This is a genomic window from Enterobacter sp. SECR19-1250 (assembly GCF_013391025.1).
GTDB lineage: Bacteria > Pseudomonadota > Gammaproteobacteria > Enterobacterales > Enterobacteriaceae > Enterobacter > Enterobacter cloacae.
In genome coordinates, this window is record NZ_JACASJ010000056.1 from 16,791 (window position 1) to 31,436 (window position 14,646).

17 protein-coding genes are annotated in these 14,646 nt (G+C 55.4%); 14 read left to right on the top strand and 3 right to left on the bottom strand.

Annotated elements, in window-relative coordinates:
* Nucleotides 1-19: 19 nt before the first annotated feature.
* Together speA and yqgB are read right to left on the bottom strand one after the other, a co-directional pair.
* The gene (speA, locus tag HX884_RS15200) at nt 20-1,996 is read right to left on the bottom strand and encodes a biosynthetic arginine decarboxylase (RefSeq protein WP_014833212.1); all 1,977 of its coding nucleotides are present in this window, start codon (nt 1,994-1,996) and stop codon (nt 20-22) included.
* A gap of 8 nt (nt 1,997-2,004) precedes the next feature.
* Nucleotides 2,005-2,136: an acid stress response protein YqgB gene (gene yqgB / locus HX884_RS15205; RefSeq protein WP_127312443.1), complete on the bottom strand. Its 132-nt coding sequence runs from the start codon at nt 2,134-2,136 to the stop codon at nt 2,005-2,007.
* A gap of 663 nt (nt 2,137-2,799) precedes the next feature.
* Between yqgB and metK the strand changes: the two genes are divergently transcribed.
* The 8 genes from metK to ruvX all read left to right on the top strand — a co-directional run bounded on the left by metK (nt 2,800) and on the right by ruvX (nt 9,874).
* Nucleotides 2,800-3,954, top strand: coding sequence for a methionine adenosyltransferase (metK, locus tag HX884_RS15225; protein WP_013098658.1), 1,155 nt, complete (start codon nt 2,800-2,802; stop codon nt 3,952-3,954).
* A 350-nt stretch (nt 3,955-4,304) separates the two neighbouring features.
* Nucleotides 4,305-5,702 carry a galactose/proton symporter gene (gene galP, locus HX884_RS15230; RefSeq protein ID WP_020687062.1) on the top strand — a complete coding sequence of 466 codons (1,398 nt, stop codon included), beginning with the start codon at nt 4,305-4,307 and terminating at the stop codon, nt 5,700-5,702.
* A 58-nt stretch (nt 5,703-5,760) separates the two neighbouring features.
* Nucleotides 5,761-6,258 carry a SprT family zinc-dependent metalloprotease gene (locus HX884_RS15235; protein ID WP_003860035.1) on the top strand — a complete coding sequence of 166 codons (498 nt, stop codon included), beginning with the start codon at nt 5,761-5,763 and terminating at the stop codon, nt 6,256-6,258.
* Between the two features lie 94 nt (nt 6,259-6,352).
* The gene (gene endA, locus HX884_RS15240; RefSeq protein ID WP_013098661.1) at nt 6,353-7,060 is read left to right on the top strand and encodes a deoxyribonuclease I; all 708 of its coding nucleotides are present in this window, start codon (nt 6,353-6,355) and stop codon (nt 7,058-7,060) included.
* 52 nt (nt 7,061-7,112) lie between these two features.
* The gene (gene rsmE / locus HX884_RS15245; RefSeq protein ID WP_013098662.1) at nt 7,113-7,844 is read left to right on the top strand and encodes a 16S rRNA (uracil(1498)-N(3))-methyltransferase; all 732 of its coding nucleotides are present in this window, start codon (nt 7,113-7,115) and stop codon (nt 7,842-7,844) included.
* Nucleotides 7,845-7,863: 19 nt separating this feature from the next.
* A complete protein-coding gene (gshB, locus tag HX884_RS15250) occupies nt 7,864-8,811 on the top strand; it encodes a glutathione synthase (protein WP_023620782.1) in 948 nt (315 codons plus the stop codon).
* 86 nt (nt 8,812-8,897) lie between these two features.
* Nucleotides 8,898-9,458 (top strand): YqgE/AlgH family protein, encoded by a 561-nt coding sequence (locus HX884_RS15255; RefSeq protein ID WP_013098664.1) that lies wholly within the window; start codon nt 8,898-8,900, stop codon nt 9,456-9,458.
* Complete coding sequence (gene ruvX / locus HX884_RS15260; RefSeq protein ID WP_006811925.1) at nt 9,458-9,874, top strand: Holliday junction resolvase RuvX; 417 nt, start codon at nt 9,458-9,460, stop codon at nt 9,872-9,874. The genes HX884_RS15255 and ruvX overlap by 1 nt, the downstream gene beginning before the upstream one ends.
* A 10-nt stretch (nt 9,875-9,884) precedes the next feature.
* On the opposite strand, the gene HX884_RS15265 is transcribed toward ruvX, so the two are convergent.
* Nucleotides 9,885-10,865 carry a type IV pilus twitching motility protein PilT gene (locus tag HX884_RS15265; protein WP_178328435.1) on the bottom strand — a complete coding sequence of 327 codons (981 nt, stop codon included), beginning with the start codon at nt 10,863-10,865 and terminating at the stop codon, nt 9,885-9,887.
* Between the two features lie 17 nt (nt 10,866-10,882).
* Here HX884_RS15265 and HX884_RS15270 point away from each other — a divergent pair, with 17 nt between their 5' ends.
* Genes HX884_RS15270 through HX884_RS15295 form a run of 6 tightly spaced genes read left to right on the top strand, consistent with a single transcriptional unit; the run spans nt 10,883 to nt 14,598 of the window.
* Complete coding sequence (locus tag HX884_RS15270; protein ID WP_023620785.1) at nt 10,883-11,584, top strand: YggS family pyridoxal phosphate-dependent enzyme; 702 nt, start codon at nt 10,883-10,885, stop codon at nt 11,582-11,584.
* A gap of 21 nt (nt 11,585-11,605) precedes the next feature.
* Nucleotides 11,606-12,172 (top strand): YggT family protein, encoded by a 567-nt coding sequence (locus HX884_RS15275; protein WP_178328436.1) that lies wholly within the window; start codon nt 11,606-11,608, stop codon nt 12,170-12,172.
* On the top strand, nt 12,169-12,456 hold the full coding sequence (gene yggU / locus HX884_RS15280) for a DUF167 family protein YggU (RefSeq protein WP_013098668.1): 288 nt from the start codon (nt 12,169-12,171) through the stop codon (nt 12,454-12,456). The genes HX884_RS15275 and yggU overlap by 4 nt, the downstream gene beginning before the upstream one ends.
* A gap of 12 nt (nt 12,457-12,468) precedes the next feature.
* Entirely contained in the window at nt 12,469-13,062 is a 594-nt protein-coding gene (locus HX884_RS15285; RefSeq protein WP_058680986.1) for an XTP/dITP diphosphatase, read from the top strand.
* Nucleotides 13,055-14,203, top strand: a complete 1,149-nt coding sequence (hemW, locus tag HX884_RS15290; RefSeq protein ID WP_020687055.1) for a radical SAM family heme chaperone HemW — start codon at nt 13,055-13,057, stop codon at nt 14,201-14,203. Before HX884_RS15285 ends, hemW begins: the two co-directional genes overlap by 8 nt.
* Before the next feature lie 56 nt (nt 14,204-14,259).
* Nucleotides 14,260-14,598: an endonuclease domain-containing protein gene (locus HX884_RS15295; RefSeq protein WP_178328437.1), complete on the top strand. Its 339-nt coding sequence runs from the start codon at nt 14,260-14,262 to the stop codon at nt 14,596-14,598.
* Nucleotides 14,599-14,646 lie beyond the last annotated feature (48 nt).

Here is a 14,646-nt window from a genome sequence, read left to right on the forward strand (position 1 = left end):
AGGGAGAGGGAGGTTTGCCTTATTCGTCTTCCAGGTAGGTGTACCCGTACAGACCCGCTTCAAACTCTTCCAGGAACTGCTGCTGCAGCGCGTCATCCAGACCGGTGTTTTTCACCTGATCGCGGAATTGCGTCAGCAGGGTTTTCGGATCCAGCTGCACGTATTCCAGCATGTCCGCCACGGTGTCACCTTCGTCAGACAGCTCCACTTCCACGCTGCCGTCAGGGAAGACAAACACGTCAACCGCTTCGGTATCACCGAACAGGTTATGCATGTTGCCAAGGATCTCTTGATACGCGCCGACCATAAAGAAGCCCAGCATTGGCGGGTTCTCCGGGTCGTATTCCGGCATTGGCATGGTCGTTGCGATACCGTCGCCGTCAACATAGTGGTCGATGGCACCGTCGGAGTCACAAGTGATGTCCAGCAGCACCGCACGACGTTCCGGGGCGTGGTTCAGCCCTTCCAGCGGCAGAACCGGGAACAGCTGATCGATACCCCAGGCATCCGGCATCGACTGGAACAGCGAGAAGTTGACGTAAATCTTGTCCGCCATACGTTCCTGCAATTCGTCGATAATCGGACGGTGCGCACGGTTGCTCGGGTCCAGCTGTTTCTGCACTTCATGGCACATGTTCAGATAAAGCTGCTCGGCCCACGCGCGCTCCTGCAGGCTAAAGGTGCCTGAAGAGTAGCCGACGTGAATATCATGCAGGTCCATCTGGCTATCGTGCAGCCATTCGCGCAGTGAACGGCGCGTGCCCGGCTCGTGCATCTCCTGCCAGGTTTCCCACATGCTTTGCAGCGAACGCGGGGCATCGTCTTGCGGAGGCGTCGCTTCGGTGATTTCGCTGCGCTCAACGCCGATGATGTTAGAGACCAGCACCGTATGGTGCGCGGTCACCGCGCGGCCAGACTCGGTGATCACCGTCGGGTGCGGCAGGCCGTGCTCTTCACAGGCATCGCCAATCGCCCAGATAATGTTGTTCGCGTATTCGTTCAGGCCGTAGTTCACGGAGCAGTCGGACTGCGAGCGGGTACCTTCATAGTCCACGCCCAGGCCGCCACCCACGTCAAAGCACTGAATATTGACGCCGAGCTTGTGCAGCTCAACGTAGAAACGCGCTGACTCACGCACGCCGGTGGCGATATCACGAATGTTAGCCATCTGCGAACCGAGGTGGAAGTGCAGCAGTTGAATGCTGTCCAGACGACCGCGCTCGCGCAGAATTTCCACCAGTTGCAGTACCTGGTTTGCCGCCAGACCGAATTTAGATTTTTCGCCGCCAGAGGACTGCCATTTACCGGAACCCTGCGAGGCCAAACGCGCACGCACGCCAAGACGTGGCACCACGTTCAGGCGCTCGGCTTCTTCCAGTACGATGGCGATTTCTGTCATCTTCTCGATAACCAGATAGACCTTATGGCCCATCTTCTCGCCAATCAGCGCCAGACGAATGTATTCACGGTCTTTATAGCCGTTACAGACGATCACTGAACGGGTCATGCCCGCATGCGCCAGTACGGCCATCAGCTCTGCTTTTGAACCCGCTTCCAGGCCCAGCGGTTCGCCGGAGTGGATCAGGGATTCAATGACGCGGCGGTGCTGGTTCACTTTGATGGGGTAAACCAGGAAGTAGTCGCCTTTGTAACCGTAAGATTCACGCGCACGCTTGAACGCGGCGTTAATAGAACGCAGACGGTGTTGCAGGATCTGCGGGAAGCAGAACAGTGCAGGCAAACGCTGGCCCTGCGCCTCACGTGCTTTCACCAGTTTGGCGAGATCCACGCGCGCTTCAGGGACGTCCGGGTCCGGGCAAACGCTGATGTGGCCCAGCTCGTTGACGTCGTAGTAGTTATTGCCCCACCAGGCAATATTGTAAGTGCGCAGCATCTTGCTGGCTTCCTGGGAGCTCATCGCAACCTCCTGCATGGAACGTAGTACACCCTGTTCGCCCGCTGACGAAGGCGAAAAAGAAGACATGTCGTCAGACATAGCGAACCTCAACTCTTTGTATTAAGTGTAAAACAGTTGACTACTATCGCAGCGTTATACGGCGATAACAACCCATAAACGGCTCCGTTTCCCAGCAGAGTATGCTGAAATCCAGACCGTGCGACCGGTTTCTTATTCATATCATTGTAAAACACGTATCCGAACTCTGTATGACAAGGTTCGGCGAAACCACGAGAAAACTCTTGTATTAACAAGAGCGCCCTTGTTCAGTTTTCACAAAGCGTGACCGGCTCTGGAATCCTGAGAAGCGCCGAGATGGGTATAACATCGGCAGGTTTGCAGATTAGAAATGCGGGTTGCGGGAATCAAATGCGCGCCAGAACGGCTGCGCTGAATTAGCGGAAAACGATGGTTCATTATCTCGTATCACCTCCACGGCCGCCTCTGCTGAAACGGACCACAAGCCAAAGCTAAAAGTTCACTGCTTAACCCGGCTGGAAGTGGCGACACGATGAGTTCATCGAGCGCTTTTTTGGTATGAGCCGCGCGCCGCGTTTTATACCGAGAACAGGGGTAAAAAGCAAAAGATAAATACGCGGGTTGCCAGGAGCGTCAGGAAAAATTTCCAGTAATGAATTCAACTCAGTGAGAGCGTTGTCAAAAAAAACTGGAAATCGGGCGAAGAAGTGACCTAAAATAGCCATCCAGATGTTAATCCATCTATACTGATTAACACTCATACTGCCAGTGTCAAAAAACCTGCGGCCTTGGTAGAATTATCTCCTTTGGCTATTCCACACAGCAGCTTGAGCTAACCAAATTCCTCTTAGGTGAAATAAAACATGGCAAAACACCTGTTTACGTCCGAGTCCGTATCAGAAGGACATCCTGATAAAATTGCTGACCAAATCTCCGATGCGGTGCTGGATGCGATCCTGACTCAGGATCCGAAAGCGCGCGTAGCGTGTGAAACCTATGTCAAAACCGGCATGGTTCTGGTTGGCGGTGAGATCACCACCAGCGCATGGGTTGATATCGAAGAGATCACCCGTAACACGGTACGTGAGATCGGTTATGTACATTCTGATATGGGCTTTGATGCCAATTCCTGCGCGGTTCTGAGCGCAATTGGTAAACAGTCTCCAGACATCAACCAGGGCGTTGACCGTGCCGATCCGCTGGAACAGGGCGCGGGTGACCAGGGTCTGATGTTCGGCTATGCAACCAACGAAACCGACGTGCTGATGCCAGCACCGGTGACCTACGCGCACCGTCTGGTGCAGCGCCAGGCTGAAGTACGTAAAAACGGCACCCTGCCATGGCTGCGCCCGGATGCAAAAAGCCAGGTGACCTTCCAGTACGACGACGGCAAAATCGTCGGCATTGACGCGGTGGTTCTGTCTACCCAACATGCCGAAGATATCGATCAGAAATCCCTGCAGGAAGCAGTGATGGAAGAGATCATCAAGCCTGTTCTGCCAACCGAATGGCTGAGCAGCGCAACCAAATACTTCATCAACCCAACCGGACGCTTTGTGATTGGCGGCCCAATGGGTGACTGCGGTCTGACCGGTCGTAAAATCATCGTTGATACCTACGGCGGCATGGCGCGTCACGGTGGCGGTGCATTCTCCGGTAAAGATCCATCAAAAGTGGACCGTTCTGCTGCTTACGCTGCACGCTATGTGGCGAAAAACATCGTTGCTGCAGGCCTGGCTGACCGCTGTGAGATCCAGGTTTCCTACGCCATCGGCGTGGCAGAGCCAACCTCCATCATGGTTGAAACCTTCGGTACTGAAAAAGTGCCTTCAGAACAGCTGACCCTGCTGGTGCGCGAGTTCTTCGACCTGCGTCCATACGGCCTGATTCAGATGCTGGATCTGCTGCACCCAATCTACAAAGAAACCGCAGCATACGGTCACTTTGGTCGCGAACATTTCCCATGGGAAAAAACCGACAAAGCCGCTCTGCTGCGTGAAGCTGCCGGTTTGAAGTAATCGACTACCCGCTGCTTAAACAGGCCAGCCTTTGTGCTGGCCTTTTTTATGGCGGGTGGCGGCAATGTTTGGAACCGCTTACACCTCACTTTCTAAACCCCGCTTTCAGAATATTCTCTTTGCATGATCGCCTTTCTTCTGCTGTTACATTTCCTTTCAGTTAAGTCTGAAATTCAAACAAACGCGATGCACATCAATTAATTTACCTCTATATTTTCAAAGCTTTAATTATTTTTACGGTTGCAGCTTAGTGTAACCGATTACACCATTGTGATTTGTCTCACATATTTTTACGGGTCGCTCACCTACCCTTAACATCGATAAAACTGATAACCCAACTGGAGGGCATAATGCCTGACAATAATAAACAGGGGCGTACGTCCAACAAGGCGATGACTTTCTTCGTCTGCTTCCTTGCCGCCCTGGCAGGATTACTCTTTGGCCTGGATATCGGCGTGATTGCCGGCGCTCTTCCCTTCATCGCAGACGAATTCCAGATTAACGCACACACCCAGGAATGGGTGGTCAGCTCCATGATGTTTGGCGCGGCCGTCGGGGCCGTCGGCAGCGGCTGGCTCTCCTTCAAACTGGGACGTAAAAAGAGCCTGATGATTGGCGCGATCCTCTTCGTCGCCGGTTCCCTCTTCTCTGCCGCCGCTCCTAACGTTGAAGTGCTTATTCTTTCCCGCGTGCTGTTGGGGCTGGCCGTGGGCGTCGCGTCCTATACCGCGCCGCTTTACCTGTCAGAAATCGCGCCGGAGAAAATCCGCGGCAGTATGATTTCGATGTACCAGTTGATGATCACCATCGGTATTTTGGGCGCTTACCTGTCCGATACCGCGTTCAGCTACAGCGGCGCATGGCGCTGGATGCTGGGCGTGATCATCATTCCTGCCGTTCTGCTGCTGATTGGCGTCTTCTTCCTGCCGGACAGCCCGCGCTGGTTTGCCGCCAAACGCCGCTTCCACGATGCTGAACGGGTACTTTTGCGCCTGCGAGATACCAGCGCAGAGGCGAAAAACGAGCTGGAAGAGATCCGCGAAAGCCTGAAGGTGAAACAGTCTGGCTGGGCACTGTTCAAAGAGAACAGCAACTTCCGCCGCGCGGTGTTCCTTGGCGTGCTGTTACAGGTAATGCAGCAGTTCACCGGGATGAACGTCATCATGTATTACGCGCCAAAAATCTTTGAACTGGCGGGTTATACCAATACCACCGAGCAGATGTGGGGCACCGTGATCGTGGGGCTGACCAACGTGCTGGCGACTTTCATCGCCATCGGTCTGGTCGACCGCTGGGGACGTAAGCCAACGCTGACTCTGGGCTTCCTGGTGATGGCCGCCGGTATGGGGATTCTCGGTACCATGATGCATATGGGCATTCACTCTCCAACCGCGCAGTACCTGGCGGTAGGTATGCTGCTGATGTTTATCGTCGGGTTTGCAATGAGTGCCGGTCCGCTGATTTGGGTGCTGTGCTCTGAAATCCAGCCGCTGAAAGGGCGTGATTTCGGTATCACCTGCTCTACCGCGACCAACTGGATTGCCAATATGATCGTCGGTGCCACGTTCCTCACCATGCTCAACACGCTGGGTAATGCGAACACCTTCTGGGTCTACGCCGGTCTGAACCTGTTCTTTATTGTTCTCACCGTCTGGCTGGTTCCTGAAACCAAACACGTTTCACTGGAACACATTGAACGTAACCTAATGAAAGGTCGTCCGCTGCGCGAAATCGGCGCACACGACTAATCCTCTTGCGGGAGGCGCCTCTTGCGCCTCCCCGCTTCGCGCTTTATGCTCTGCCCCTATGAAAGCACCCCGTCTCCCCATCGCCATTCAGCAGGCCGTTATGCGCAGCCTGCGGGAAAAACTCGCCCAGGCCAACCTGAAGCTCGGCCGTAATTATCCGGAGCCGAAACTCGTCTACCAGCAGCGAGGAACCGCGGCGGGTACCGCCTGGCTGGAATCCTATGAGATCCGCCTGAACCCGGTTCTGATGATGGAAAATCAACAGGCGTTTATTGAGGAGGTGGTACCGCACGAACTGGCACACCTTCTGGTATGGAAACACTTCGGCCGCGTGGCTCCGCATGGCAAAGAGTGGAAATGGATGATGGAGGCGGTGCTCGGCGTTCCGGCACGCCGTACTCATCAGTTTGAACTGGAATCGGTACGCCGTAATACCTTCCCTTACCGCTGCCAGTGCCAACAGCATCAGCTCACCGTTCGTCGCCATAATCGTGTGGTACGCGGCGAGGCAACCTACCGCTGCGTGAAGTGCGGCGAGCCACTGGTCGCAGAATAACCAACTGAACTTTCAGGAACTTTCCTGATCTGGCTGATTGCATACCGGAACAACTTTCGCTACGTTGCGGGCTCGTTTTGACACGGAGTGTAAGATGTCCCGTAATTTCTCTCTCGCGGTTGCCTTTTTGACAACGGCCCTCTCCGGCCAGGCTCTGGCCGACGGTATCAACAGTTTTTCCCAGGCCAAAGCGGCAGGCGTGAAGGTCAACGCCGACGTGCCGGGCGATTTCTACTGTGGCTGCAAAATTAACTGGCAGGGTAAAAAAGGGATCGTTGACCTTGAATCCTGCGGCTATAAGGTGCGTAAAAACGAAAACCGCGCCAGCCGCATCGAGTGGGAACATGTGGTTCCGGCATGGCAGTTTGGTCACCAGCGCCAGTGCTGGCAGGATGGCGGACGTAAAAACTGCGCCAAAGATCCGGTCTATCGTCAGATGGAAAGCGATATGCACAACCTGCAGCCGGCGGTTGGCGAAGTCAATGGCGATCGCGGCAACTTTATGTACAGCCAGTGGAACGGTGGCGAAGGTCAGTACGGCCAGTGCGGTATGAAGGTTGATTTTAAAGAGAAAGTCGCTGAGCCACCCGCCCGGGCACGCGGCAGCATTGCCCGCACGTACTTCTATATGCGCGATCGTTACAACCTCAACCTTTCCCGCCAGCAAACACAACTGTTTAACGCCTGGAATAAACAATACCCGGTCACCGAGTGGGAATGTCAGCGCGACGAACGCATCGCCAGGGTCCAGGGGAATCATAACCCTTACGTCCAGCGGGCTTGCCAGGCGCAAAAGAGCTAACCTACACTAGCGGCAATTCGCTTACACAGCATGACACATGGAATTTTTGACTATGCGTATTCCTCGCATCTATCACCCTGAACTGATTACCGCTGGCCGCGAAATCGCCCTGTCTGACGATGCCGCCAACCACGTTGGCCGCGTGCTGCGCATGGGGGCAGGCCAGGCGATTCAGCTGTTTGACGGCTCCAACCAGGTTTTCGACGCGGAAATTACGCGGGCGGATAAAAAAAGCGTGCACGTCAATGTGCTACGCGGCGAAATCGATGACCGTGAATCGCCGCTGCACATTCATCTGGGCCAGGTGATGTCGCGCGGGGAAAAGATGGAGTTCACCATTCAGAAATCCATTGAACTGGGTGTAAGCCTCATTACGCCACTTTTTTCTGAGCGCTGCGGCGTTAAACTGGACGCAGAACGTCTGAACAAGAAGATCCAGCAGTGGCAGAAAATTGCCATTGCTGCCTGCGAACAGAGTGGCCGCAACCGTATTCCGGAGATCCGCCCGGCGATGGACCTGGAAGACTGGTGTGCAGAAGAGGAGAGCGGGCTCAAGCTTAATCTCCATCCGCGCGCCAGCGCCAGCATCAATACGTTGCCGCTGCCCGTTGAGCGTGTACGCCTGCTGATTGGCCCGGAAGGCGGCCTGTCGGCAGATGAAATTGCCATGACGGCGCGTTACCAGTTTACTGATATTCTGTTGGGACCTCGCGTTCTGCGCACTGAGACAACGGCACTCACAGCCATCACCGCGCTACAGGTGCGGTTTGGCGATCTGGGTTGACCCATTAACGGAGAAGAACATGATCAAGCTCGGCATCGTGATGGACCCCATCGCAAACATTAACATCAAGAAAGATTCCAGCTTCGCCATGCTGCTGGAAGCGCAGCGTCGCGGCTATGAGCTCCACTATATGGAGATGAACGATCTTTATCTGATCAACGGTGAAGCCCGCGCACGCACCCGCATCGTTAACGTCGAGCAGAATTACGACAAATGGTACGAATTCGGCAGCGAGCAGGATATTGCGCTCGCCGATCTCAACGTCATCCTGATGCGTAAAGATCCTCCGTTCGACACCGAATACATCTACTGCACCTATATCCTTGAGCGCGCAGAAGAAAAAGGGACGCTTATCGTCAATAAACCGCAGAGCCTGCGCGACTGCAACGAGAAGCTCTACACCGCCTGGTTCTCCGATCTGACGCCGGAAACGCTGGTGACCCGCAGCAAAACACAGCTTAAGGCATTCTGGCAGAAGCACGGTGATATCATCATGAAGCCGCTGGACGGCATGGGCGGTGCGTCTATTTTCCGCGTAAAAGAAGGCGACCCGAATATCGGCGTGATTGCCGAAACGCTGACCGAACTGGGTACGCGTTACTGCATGGCACAGAACTATCTGCCCGCGATTAAAGATGGCGATAAACGCGTCCTGATCGTGGATGGTGAACCCGTGCCTTACTGCCTAGCACGTATCCCGCAGGGGGGCGAAACCCGTGGCAATCTGGCGGCCGGTGGCCGTGGTGAACCGCGTCCGTTAACCGAAAGCGACTGGGAAATTGCCCGCCGCGTCGGCCCAACGCTGAAAGCCAAAGGCCTGATCTTTGTTGGCCTGGATATCATTGGCGATCGTCTGACCGAAGTGAACGTTACCAGCCCGACCTGCATTCGTGAAATTGAAGCGGAATTCCCGGTCTCGATCACCGGAATGCTGATGGACGCCATCGAAAAACGTCTCCAGAAATAACTTACCAATACTATTAGTGACAGCACCCCGGTTTGTCCGCATACTGGGGCTGTCGCTTTTTAAACCAGGAAACAGTACCTCTGACAATGAATTTACAGCATCACTTTCTTATTGCCATGCCTGCTCTCCAGGACCCGATTTTCCGCCGCTCCGTGGTTTATATTTGTGAATACAATGAAGACGGCGCGATGGGCATTATCATCAACAAACCGCTGGAAAACCTGCAGGTTGAAGGGATTCTGGAAAAGCTGAAAATTACAGCTGAAGCGCGCCTGCCGGAAATCCGTCTTGATAAACCGGTAATGCTGGGTGGCCCCCTTGCAGAGGATCGCGGGTTTATCCTGCATACGCCGCCCATTTTCTCTTCCAGTATTCGTATCTCTGACAACACGGTAATCACCACCTCCCGCGATGTGCTGGAAACGCTGGGCACCGCAGAGCAGCCTTCCGAAGTGCTGGTGGCTCTGGGTTACGCCTCCTGGGAGAAGGGTCAGCTTGAACAGGAGATCCTGGATAACGCCTGGCTCACCGCACCTGCGGATATGAATATCCTGTTTAAAACCCCTATCGCCGATCGCTGGCGTGATGCGGCGAAACTGATTGGCATTGATATTCTGACCATGCCAGGCGTAGCGGGGCACGCGTAATGAGCGGCACACTTCTGGCCTTCGACTTTGGCACGAAAAGCATTGGCGTCGCCGTCGGCCAGCGTATCACCGGCACCGCTCGCCCGCTCACGGCCCTTAAGGCGAACGACGGCACACCGGACTGGAACCTCATTGAGCGTCTGCTCAAAGAGTGGCAGCCAGACGATGTGATTGTCGGTCTGCCGCTGAACATGGATGGCACTGAACAGCCGCTTACCGCCCGCGCGCGTAAGTTTGCCAATAAAATCCACGGTCGCTTTGGCGTTTCCGTGAAACTCCACGACGAACGATTGAGTACCGTCGAAGCGCGTGCCGGCCTGTTTGAGCACGGGGGTTTCCGCGCACTCAACAAAGGCAGCGTCGATTCGGCTTCTGCCGTCATTATCCTCGAAAGCTATTTCGAACAGGGTTACTGAGCGCCGGGGCCTACAACCGCCCCTGCGCCCGTCGCTCTGCCAAGCTCTGGTCAAAGTTCTGCATCCCCGCCTGCTGACCGGTTTGAATAATCCCGGGCAACTGCCACGTTTTACCTTCGCGGATAAGGTTCGCTGCCGCTGGCGTATTCACCAGCAGTTCATACAGCGCGACGCGCCCACCCTGCAGGTCGGGAAGCAGTCTTTGCGCCAGCACCGCCCGCAGGCTGCCGGCCAGCTGATTACGCACCGGGTCTTTCTCCTGCGCCGGGAACGTATCGACCAGCCGTTCAATCGCCTGAGAGGCACCGCGCGTGTGCAGCGTCGCCAGCACCAGATGCCCGGTTTCAGCGGCCGTCAGCGCCAGGCGGATCGTTTCGCTGTCGCGCAGTTCTCCCAGCAGGATGACATCCGGATCTTCACGCAACGCAGCGCGCAGCGCCTCGGCAAATGAGGGACTGTGCAGGCCGATCTCTCGCTGCTGAATCAGGCAACGTTCGCTCTGATAGACAAACTCCACCGGATCTTCCAGCGTCAGAATATGCCCATCCGTCTGGTGATTAAGAAAATCCACCATTGCCGCAAGGGTGGTAGATTTGCCGCTGCCGGTTGCCCCCGTCACCAGTATCAGCCCACTGTGGTGGGATAAGAGTTCCGGGATCGCCCGGGGAACACCCAGGGCGGAGAGCTGCGGACAGGCCCGGGGCAACAGGCGTAGCGTGATGGAGTTGCCCTTCATCTGTTTAAAGGCGCTTGCGCGCAGACGCTGGTTTCCCGTAAGGGTCACGGCAAAATCCACCTGCCCGCTTGCCCACCATGCCCCCTGCTGCTCATCGTTGAGCCACGTTTTAAGTAACGCATCCACATCGGGAGAGAGAAAGGGAGCCGGTTCAAGGCGGCCTACTCTGCGCCAGCGCGGTGGCGAATCACTGCACAGGTGTAGATCGGAGACATTATGCTTTACACTAAGGGCCACAATTTCTTCCACATCCATACATTACTCCTCGGAAAATGAACAACATTGCGCATAACCTGGCACAGGTCCGGGACAAAATCTCAGCCGCAGCAACACGTTGCGGCCGTGCTTCAGAAGAAATTACGTTACTTGCAGTGAGCAAAACCAAGCCTGCGAGCGCCATCGCAGAAGCGATTGATGCAGGCCAGCGTGCATTTGGTGAAAACTACGTGCAGGAAGGCGTGGATAAAATTCGCTATTTCCAGGAGCAGGGGAATACCGGCCTGCAATGGCACTTTATTGGCCCACTGCAGTCGAATAAAAGCCGTCTGGTGGCAGAGCACTTTGACTGGTGCCATACCATCGACCGTCTGCGCATTGCCACACGTCTGAACGATCAGCGCCCGGCGGAGATGCCCGCGCTTAACGTGCTGATTCAAATCAACATCAGTGATGAAAACAGCAAGTCCGGCATTGCGCTGAGCGAGCTGGATGCGCTGGCGGCTGAAGTGGCCGCACTGCCGCGCTTAACCCTGCGCGGTTTGATGGCAATCCCGGCGCCTGAGTCAAGTTATGAAAGGCAGTTTGCCGTGGCACAGCAAATGGCTGTAGCATTTGGGGCGCTTAAAGCGCGCTACGAAACGGTAGACACGCTTTCTCTGGGCATGTCGGATGATATGGAAGCCGCCATCGCGGCAGGCAGCACTATGGTGCGCATCGGCACGGCAATATTCGGTGCGCGCGACTACACCCAATAATAAGGAAACCTGAGGAACGCCATGAAGACGTTGACTTTCCTGCTCTCAACGGTCATTGAGCTGTATACGATGGCGCTTTTGCTGCGCGTCTGGATGCAGTGGGCCCGCTGTGATTTTTATAACCCGTTCTCGCAGTTTGTCGTGAAAATCACCCAACCTGTTGTGGGGCCGCTGCGCCGTATTATTCCGGCGATGGGCCCCATTGACAGCGCATCTCTGCTGGTAGCGTTTATTCTGAGCGTTATCAAAGCGATTGTGCTGTTTATGGTCATCACCTTCCAGCCGATCATCTGGATTGCTGCCGTCCTGATCCTGATTAAAACCATCGGTCTGCTGATCTTCTGGGTGCTGCTGGTCATGGCCATCATGAGTTGGGTCAGCCAGGGCCGCAGCCCGGTGGAATATGCACTGATTCAGCTGGCGGAACCGCTGCTGCGCCCTATCCGCAACCTGCTCCCGTCAATGGGCGGCATCGACTTTGCCCCGATGATCCTGGTTCTGCTGCTGTATGTCGTTAATATGGGCATTGCCGAGCTGTTACAGTCCACGGGCGATATGCTGCTGCCGGGGCTGTGGATGGCGCTATGAGTGCAGTAAGCACCTGCGCTGATGGGCTGGTTTTACGGCTGTATATTCAGCCGAAAGCCAGCCGTGACAATATTGTTGGACTGCATGGCGACGAGTTAAAAGTCGCCATCACCGCCCCACCGGTAGATGGCCAGGCAAATGCGCATCTGACCAAATATCTGGCAAAACAGTTTCGCGTTGCTAAAAGCCAGGTCATCATAGAAAAGGGTGAACTTGGGCGGCATAAACAGGTAAAAATCCTTAATCCGCAATCCATCCCGACGGAAGTCGCGGCTCTGATTTAACAGGATAAAACGATGCAGAAAGTTGTTCTCGCTACCGGCAACGCCGGTAAAGTGCGCGAGCTGGCCTCGCTATTAAATGATTTTGGGCTGGATGTGGTGGCGCAGACCGAGCTGGGCGTGGAGTCCGCCGAAGAGACCGGCCTGACGTTTATCGAAAACGCGATCCTGAAAGCACGCCATGCCGCACAGGTCACCGGCCTGCCCGCGATTGCCGATGATTCCGGTCTGGCGGTTGATTTTCTGGGCGGTGCTCCGGGCATTTACTCTGCCCGCTATTCAGGCGTGGACGCCACCGACCAGCAGAATCTGGAAAAGCTGCTTGTCGCCCTGAAGGATGTGCCAGACGAACAGCGTACCGCGCAGTTCCACTGCGTGCTGGTCTATATGCGTCACGCTGAAGACCCCACGCCTGTCGTCTGCCACGGCAGCTGGCCGGGGGTGATTACCCGTGAAGCCACCGGTAACGGCGGCTTTGGCTACGATCCGATTTTCTTTGTCCCGACTGAGGGCAAAACCGCTGCGGAACTGACCCGCGAAGAGAAAAGCGCGATTTCCCACCGAGGACGCGCCCTGAAACTGTTACTGGAAGCCCTGCGTAATGGCTAATTTGCCGCCTCTGAGTCTTTATATTCATATCCCCTGGTGCGTGCAGAAATGTCCGTACTGCGATTTCAACTCGCATGCGCTGAAAGGTGAAGTGCCGCACGATGATTACGTTGCGCATCTGCTGGCCGACCTGGATGCCGATGTACCTTACGCACAGGGACGTGAAGTGAAGACCATTTTTATTGGTGGCGGTACGCCGAGCCTGCTGTCAGGCCCGGCGATGCAGACGCTGCTGGACGGCGTGCGTGCGCGCCTGAATCTGGCAGCGGATGCTGAAATTACGATGGAAGCCAACCCCGGTACCGTTGAGGCCGACCGTTTTGTCGAGTATCAGCGGGCGGGCGTGAACCGGATTTCCATCGGCGTGCAGAGCTTTAGCGAGCCGAAGTTAAAACGACTGGGGCGTATTCACGGCCCGGAAGAGGCGAAGCGGGCGGCAAAGCTGGCTACTGGGCTGGGTCTGCGCAGTTTTAACCTCGACCTGATGCACGGCCTGCCGGATCAGTCGCTGGAAGAGGCGCTGGACGATTTGCGTCAGGCGATTGCCCTGAACCCGCCGCATCTTTCGTGGTATCAGCTGACCATCGAGCCCAATACGCTGTTTGGCTCTCGTCCGCCGGTGCTGCCGGATGACGATGCGCTGTGGGATATCTTCGAGCAGGGCCATCAACTGTTGACCGCCGCAGGCTATCAGCAGTACGAAACGTCGGCCTATGCGAAGCCGGGCTACCAGTGCCAGCACAACCTGAACTACTGGCGCTTTGGCGACTATCTGGGCATTGGCTGCGGCGCGCACGGTAAAGTGACGTTCCCTGACGGGCGTATCCTGCGTACCGCAAAAACGCGCCATCCGCGCGGGTATATGGAAGGTCGTTATCTCGAACGTCAGCACGATGTCGAGGCGGTGGATAAGCCGTTTGAGTTCTTTATGAACCGCTTCCGCCTGCTGGAAGCCGCGCCGCGTAAAGAGTTTGCCCTTTATACCGGGTTGCCGGAAACCGTGATTCGCCCACAAATTGACGAGGCGCTGGCACAGGGATATCTCACGGAATGTGAGGAATACTGGCAGATCACCGAGCACGGCAAACTGTTCTTAAACTCCCTTCTTGAGCTGTTCCTCGCCGAAGAATCTGAAGGCTGATTCAGGATTTTGCATCCCGTTCTGCCAGCTGAGGGAAAGGCTGGCAGAGTGTGGGGATGGAAAAATCAAAACAACTCCGCAAACAAATGACGCCCGAAGAGATACGCCTCTGGTATTTACTCAGAGGTCGTCGCTTCTTTGGGTATAAGTTTCGCCGTCAGATGCCGATTGGTGCGTATATCGTGGATTTTGCCTGCATTAAGACAAAGCTAATTGTTGAGCTGGATGGGGGGCAACATCAGGATAAAGAGGAATATGACTCGCATCGTACCGAGTTTTTAAATACCAACGGATGGGAAGTCGTACGGTTCTGGAATAATGAGTTTCGCGTTAACGAAGAGGAAGTGTTGCATATCATTCTTCAACGACTGCAGAGCCTGATGCCCTTACCCTAACCCTCTCCCACAGGGCTGAGGGTTCCCCAGAAAAATGAAAAGCACGAT

Excerpts from the sequence above, each read along its gene's own strand:
- galP (WP_020687062.1), top strand. The coding sequence starts at position 4,305 with ATGCCTGACAATAATAAACAGGGGCGTACGTCCAACAAGGCGATGACT.
- HX884_RS15265 (WP_178328435.1), bottom strand. The coding sequence starts at position 10,865 with ATGGATGTGGAAGAAATTGTGGCCCTTAGTGTAAAGCATAATGTCTCC.
- HX884_RS15270 (WP_023620785.1), top strand. The coding sequence starts at position 10,883 with ATGAACAACATTGCGCATAACCTGGCACAGGTCCGGGACAAAATCTCA.
- endA (WP_013098661.1), top strand. The coding sequence starts at position 6,353 with ATGTCCCGTAATTTCTCTCTCGCGGTTGCCTTTTTGACAACGGCCCTC.
- HX884_RS15295 (WP_178328437.1), top strand. The coding sequence starts at position 14,260 with ATGGAAAAATCAAAACAACTCCGCAAACAAATGACGCCCGAAGAGATA.
- metK (WP_013098658.1), top strand. The coding sequence starts at position 2,800 with ATGGCAAAACACCTGTTTACGTCCGAGTCCGTATCAGAAGGACATCCT.
- HX884_RS15285 (WP_058680986.1), top strand. The coding sequence starts at position 12,469 with ATGCAGAAAGTTGTTCTCGCTACCGGCAACGCCGGTAAAGTGCGCGAG.
- yqgB (WP_127312443.1), bottom strand. The coding sequence starts at position 2,136 with ATGAATAAGAAACCGGTCGCACGGTCTGGATTTCAGCATACTCTGCTG.
- HX884_RS15235 (WP_003860035.1), top strand. The coding sequence starts at position 5,761 with ATGAAAGCACCCCGTCTCCCCATCGCCATTCAGCAGGCCGTTATGCGC.
- HX884_RS15255 (WP_013098664.1), top strand. The coding sequence starts at position 8,898 with ATGAATTTACAGCATCACTTTCTTATTGCCATGCCTGCTCTCCAGGAC.
- speA (WP_014833212.1), bottom strand. The coding sequence starts at position 1,996 with ATGTCTGACGACATGTCTTCTTTTTCGCCTTCGTCAGCGGGCGAACAG.
- rsmE (WP_013098662.1), top strand. The coding sequence starts at position 7,113 with ATGCGTATTCCTCGCATCTATCACCCTGAACTGATTACCGCTGGCCGC.
- gshB (WP_023620782.1), top strand. The coding sequence starts at position 7,864 with ATGATCAAGCTCGGCATCGTGATGGACCCCATCGCAAACATTAACATC.
- hemW (WP_020687055.1), top strand. The coding sequence starts at position 13,055 with ATGGCTAATTTGCCGCCTCTGAGTCTTTATATTCATATCCCCTGGTGC.
- HX884_RS15275 (WP_178328436.1), top strand. The coding sequence starts at position 11,606 with ATGAAGACGTTGACTTTCCTGCTCTCAACGGTCATTGAGCTGTATACG.
- ruvX (WP_006811925.1), top strand. The coding sequence starts at position 9,458 with ATGAGCGGCACACTTCTGGCCTTCGACTTTGGCACGAAAAGCATTGGC.
- yggU (WP_013098668.1), top strand. The coding sequence starts at position 12,169 with ATGAGTGCAGTAAGCACCTGCGCTGATGGGCTGGTTTTACGGCTGTAT.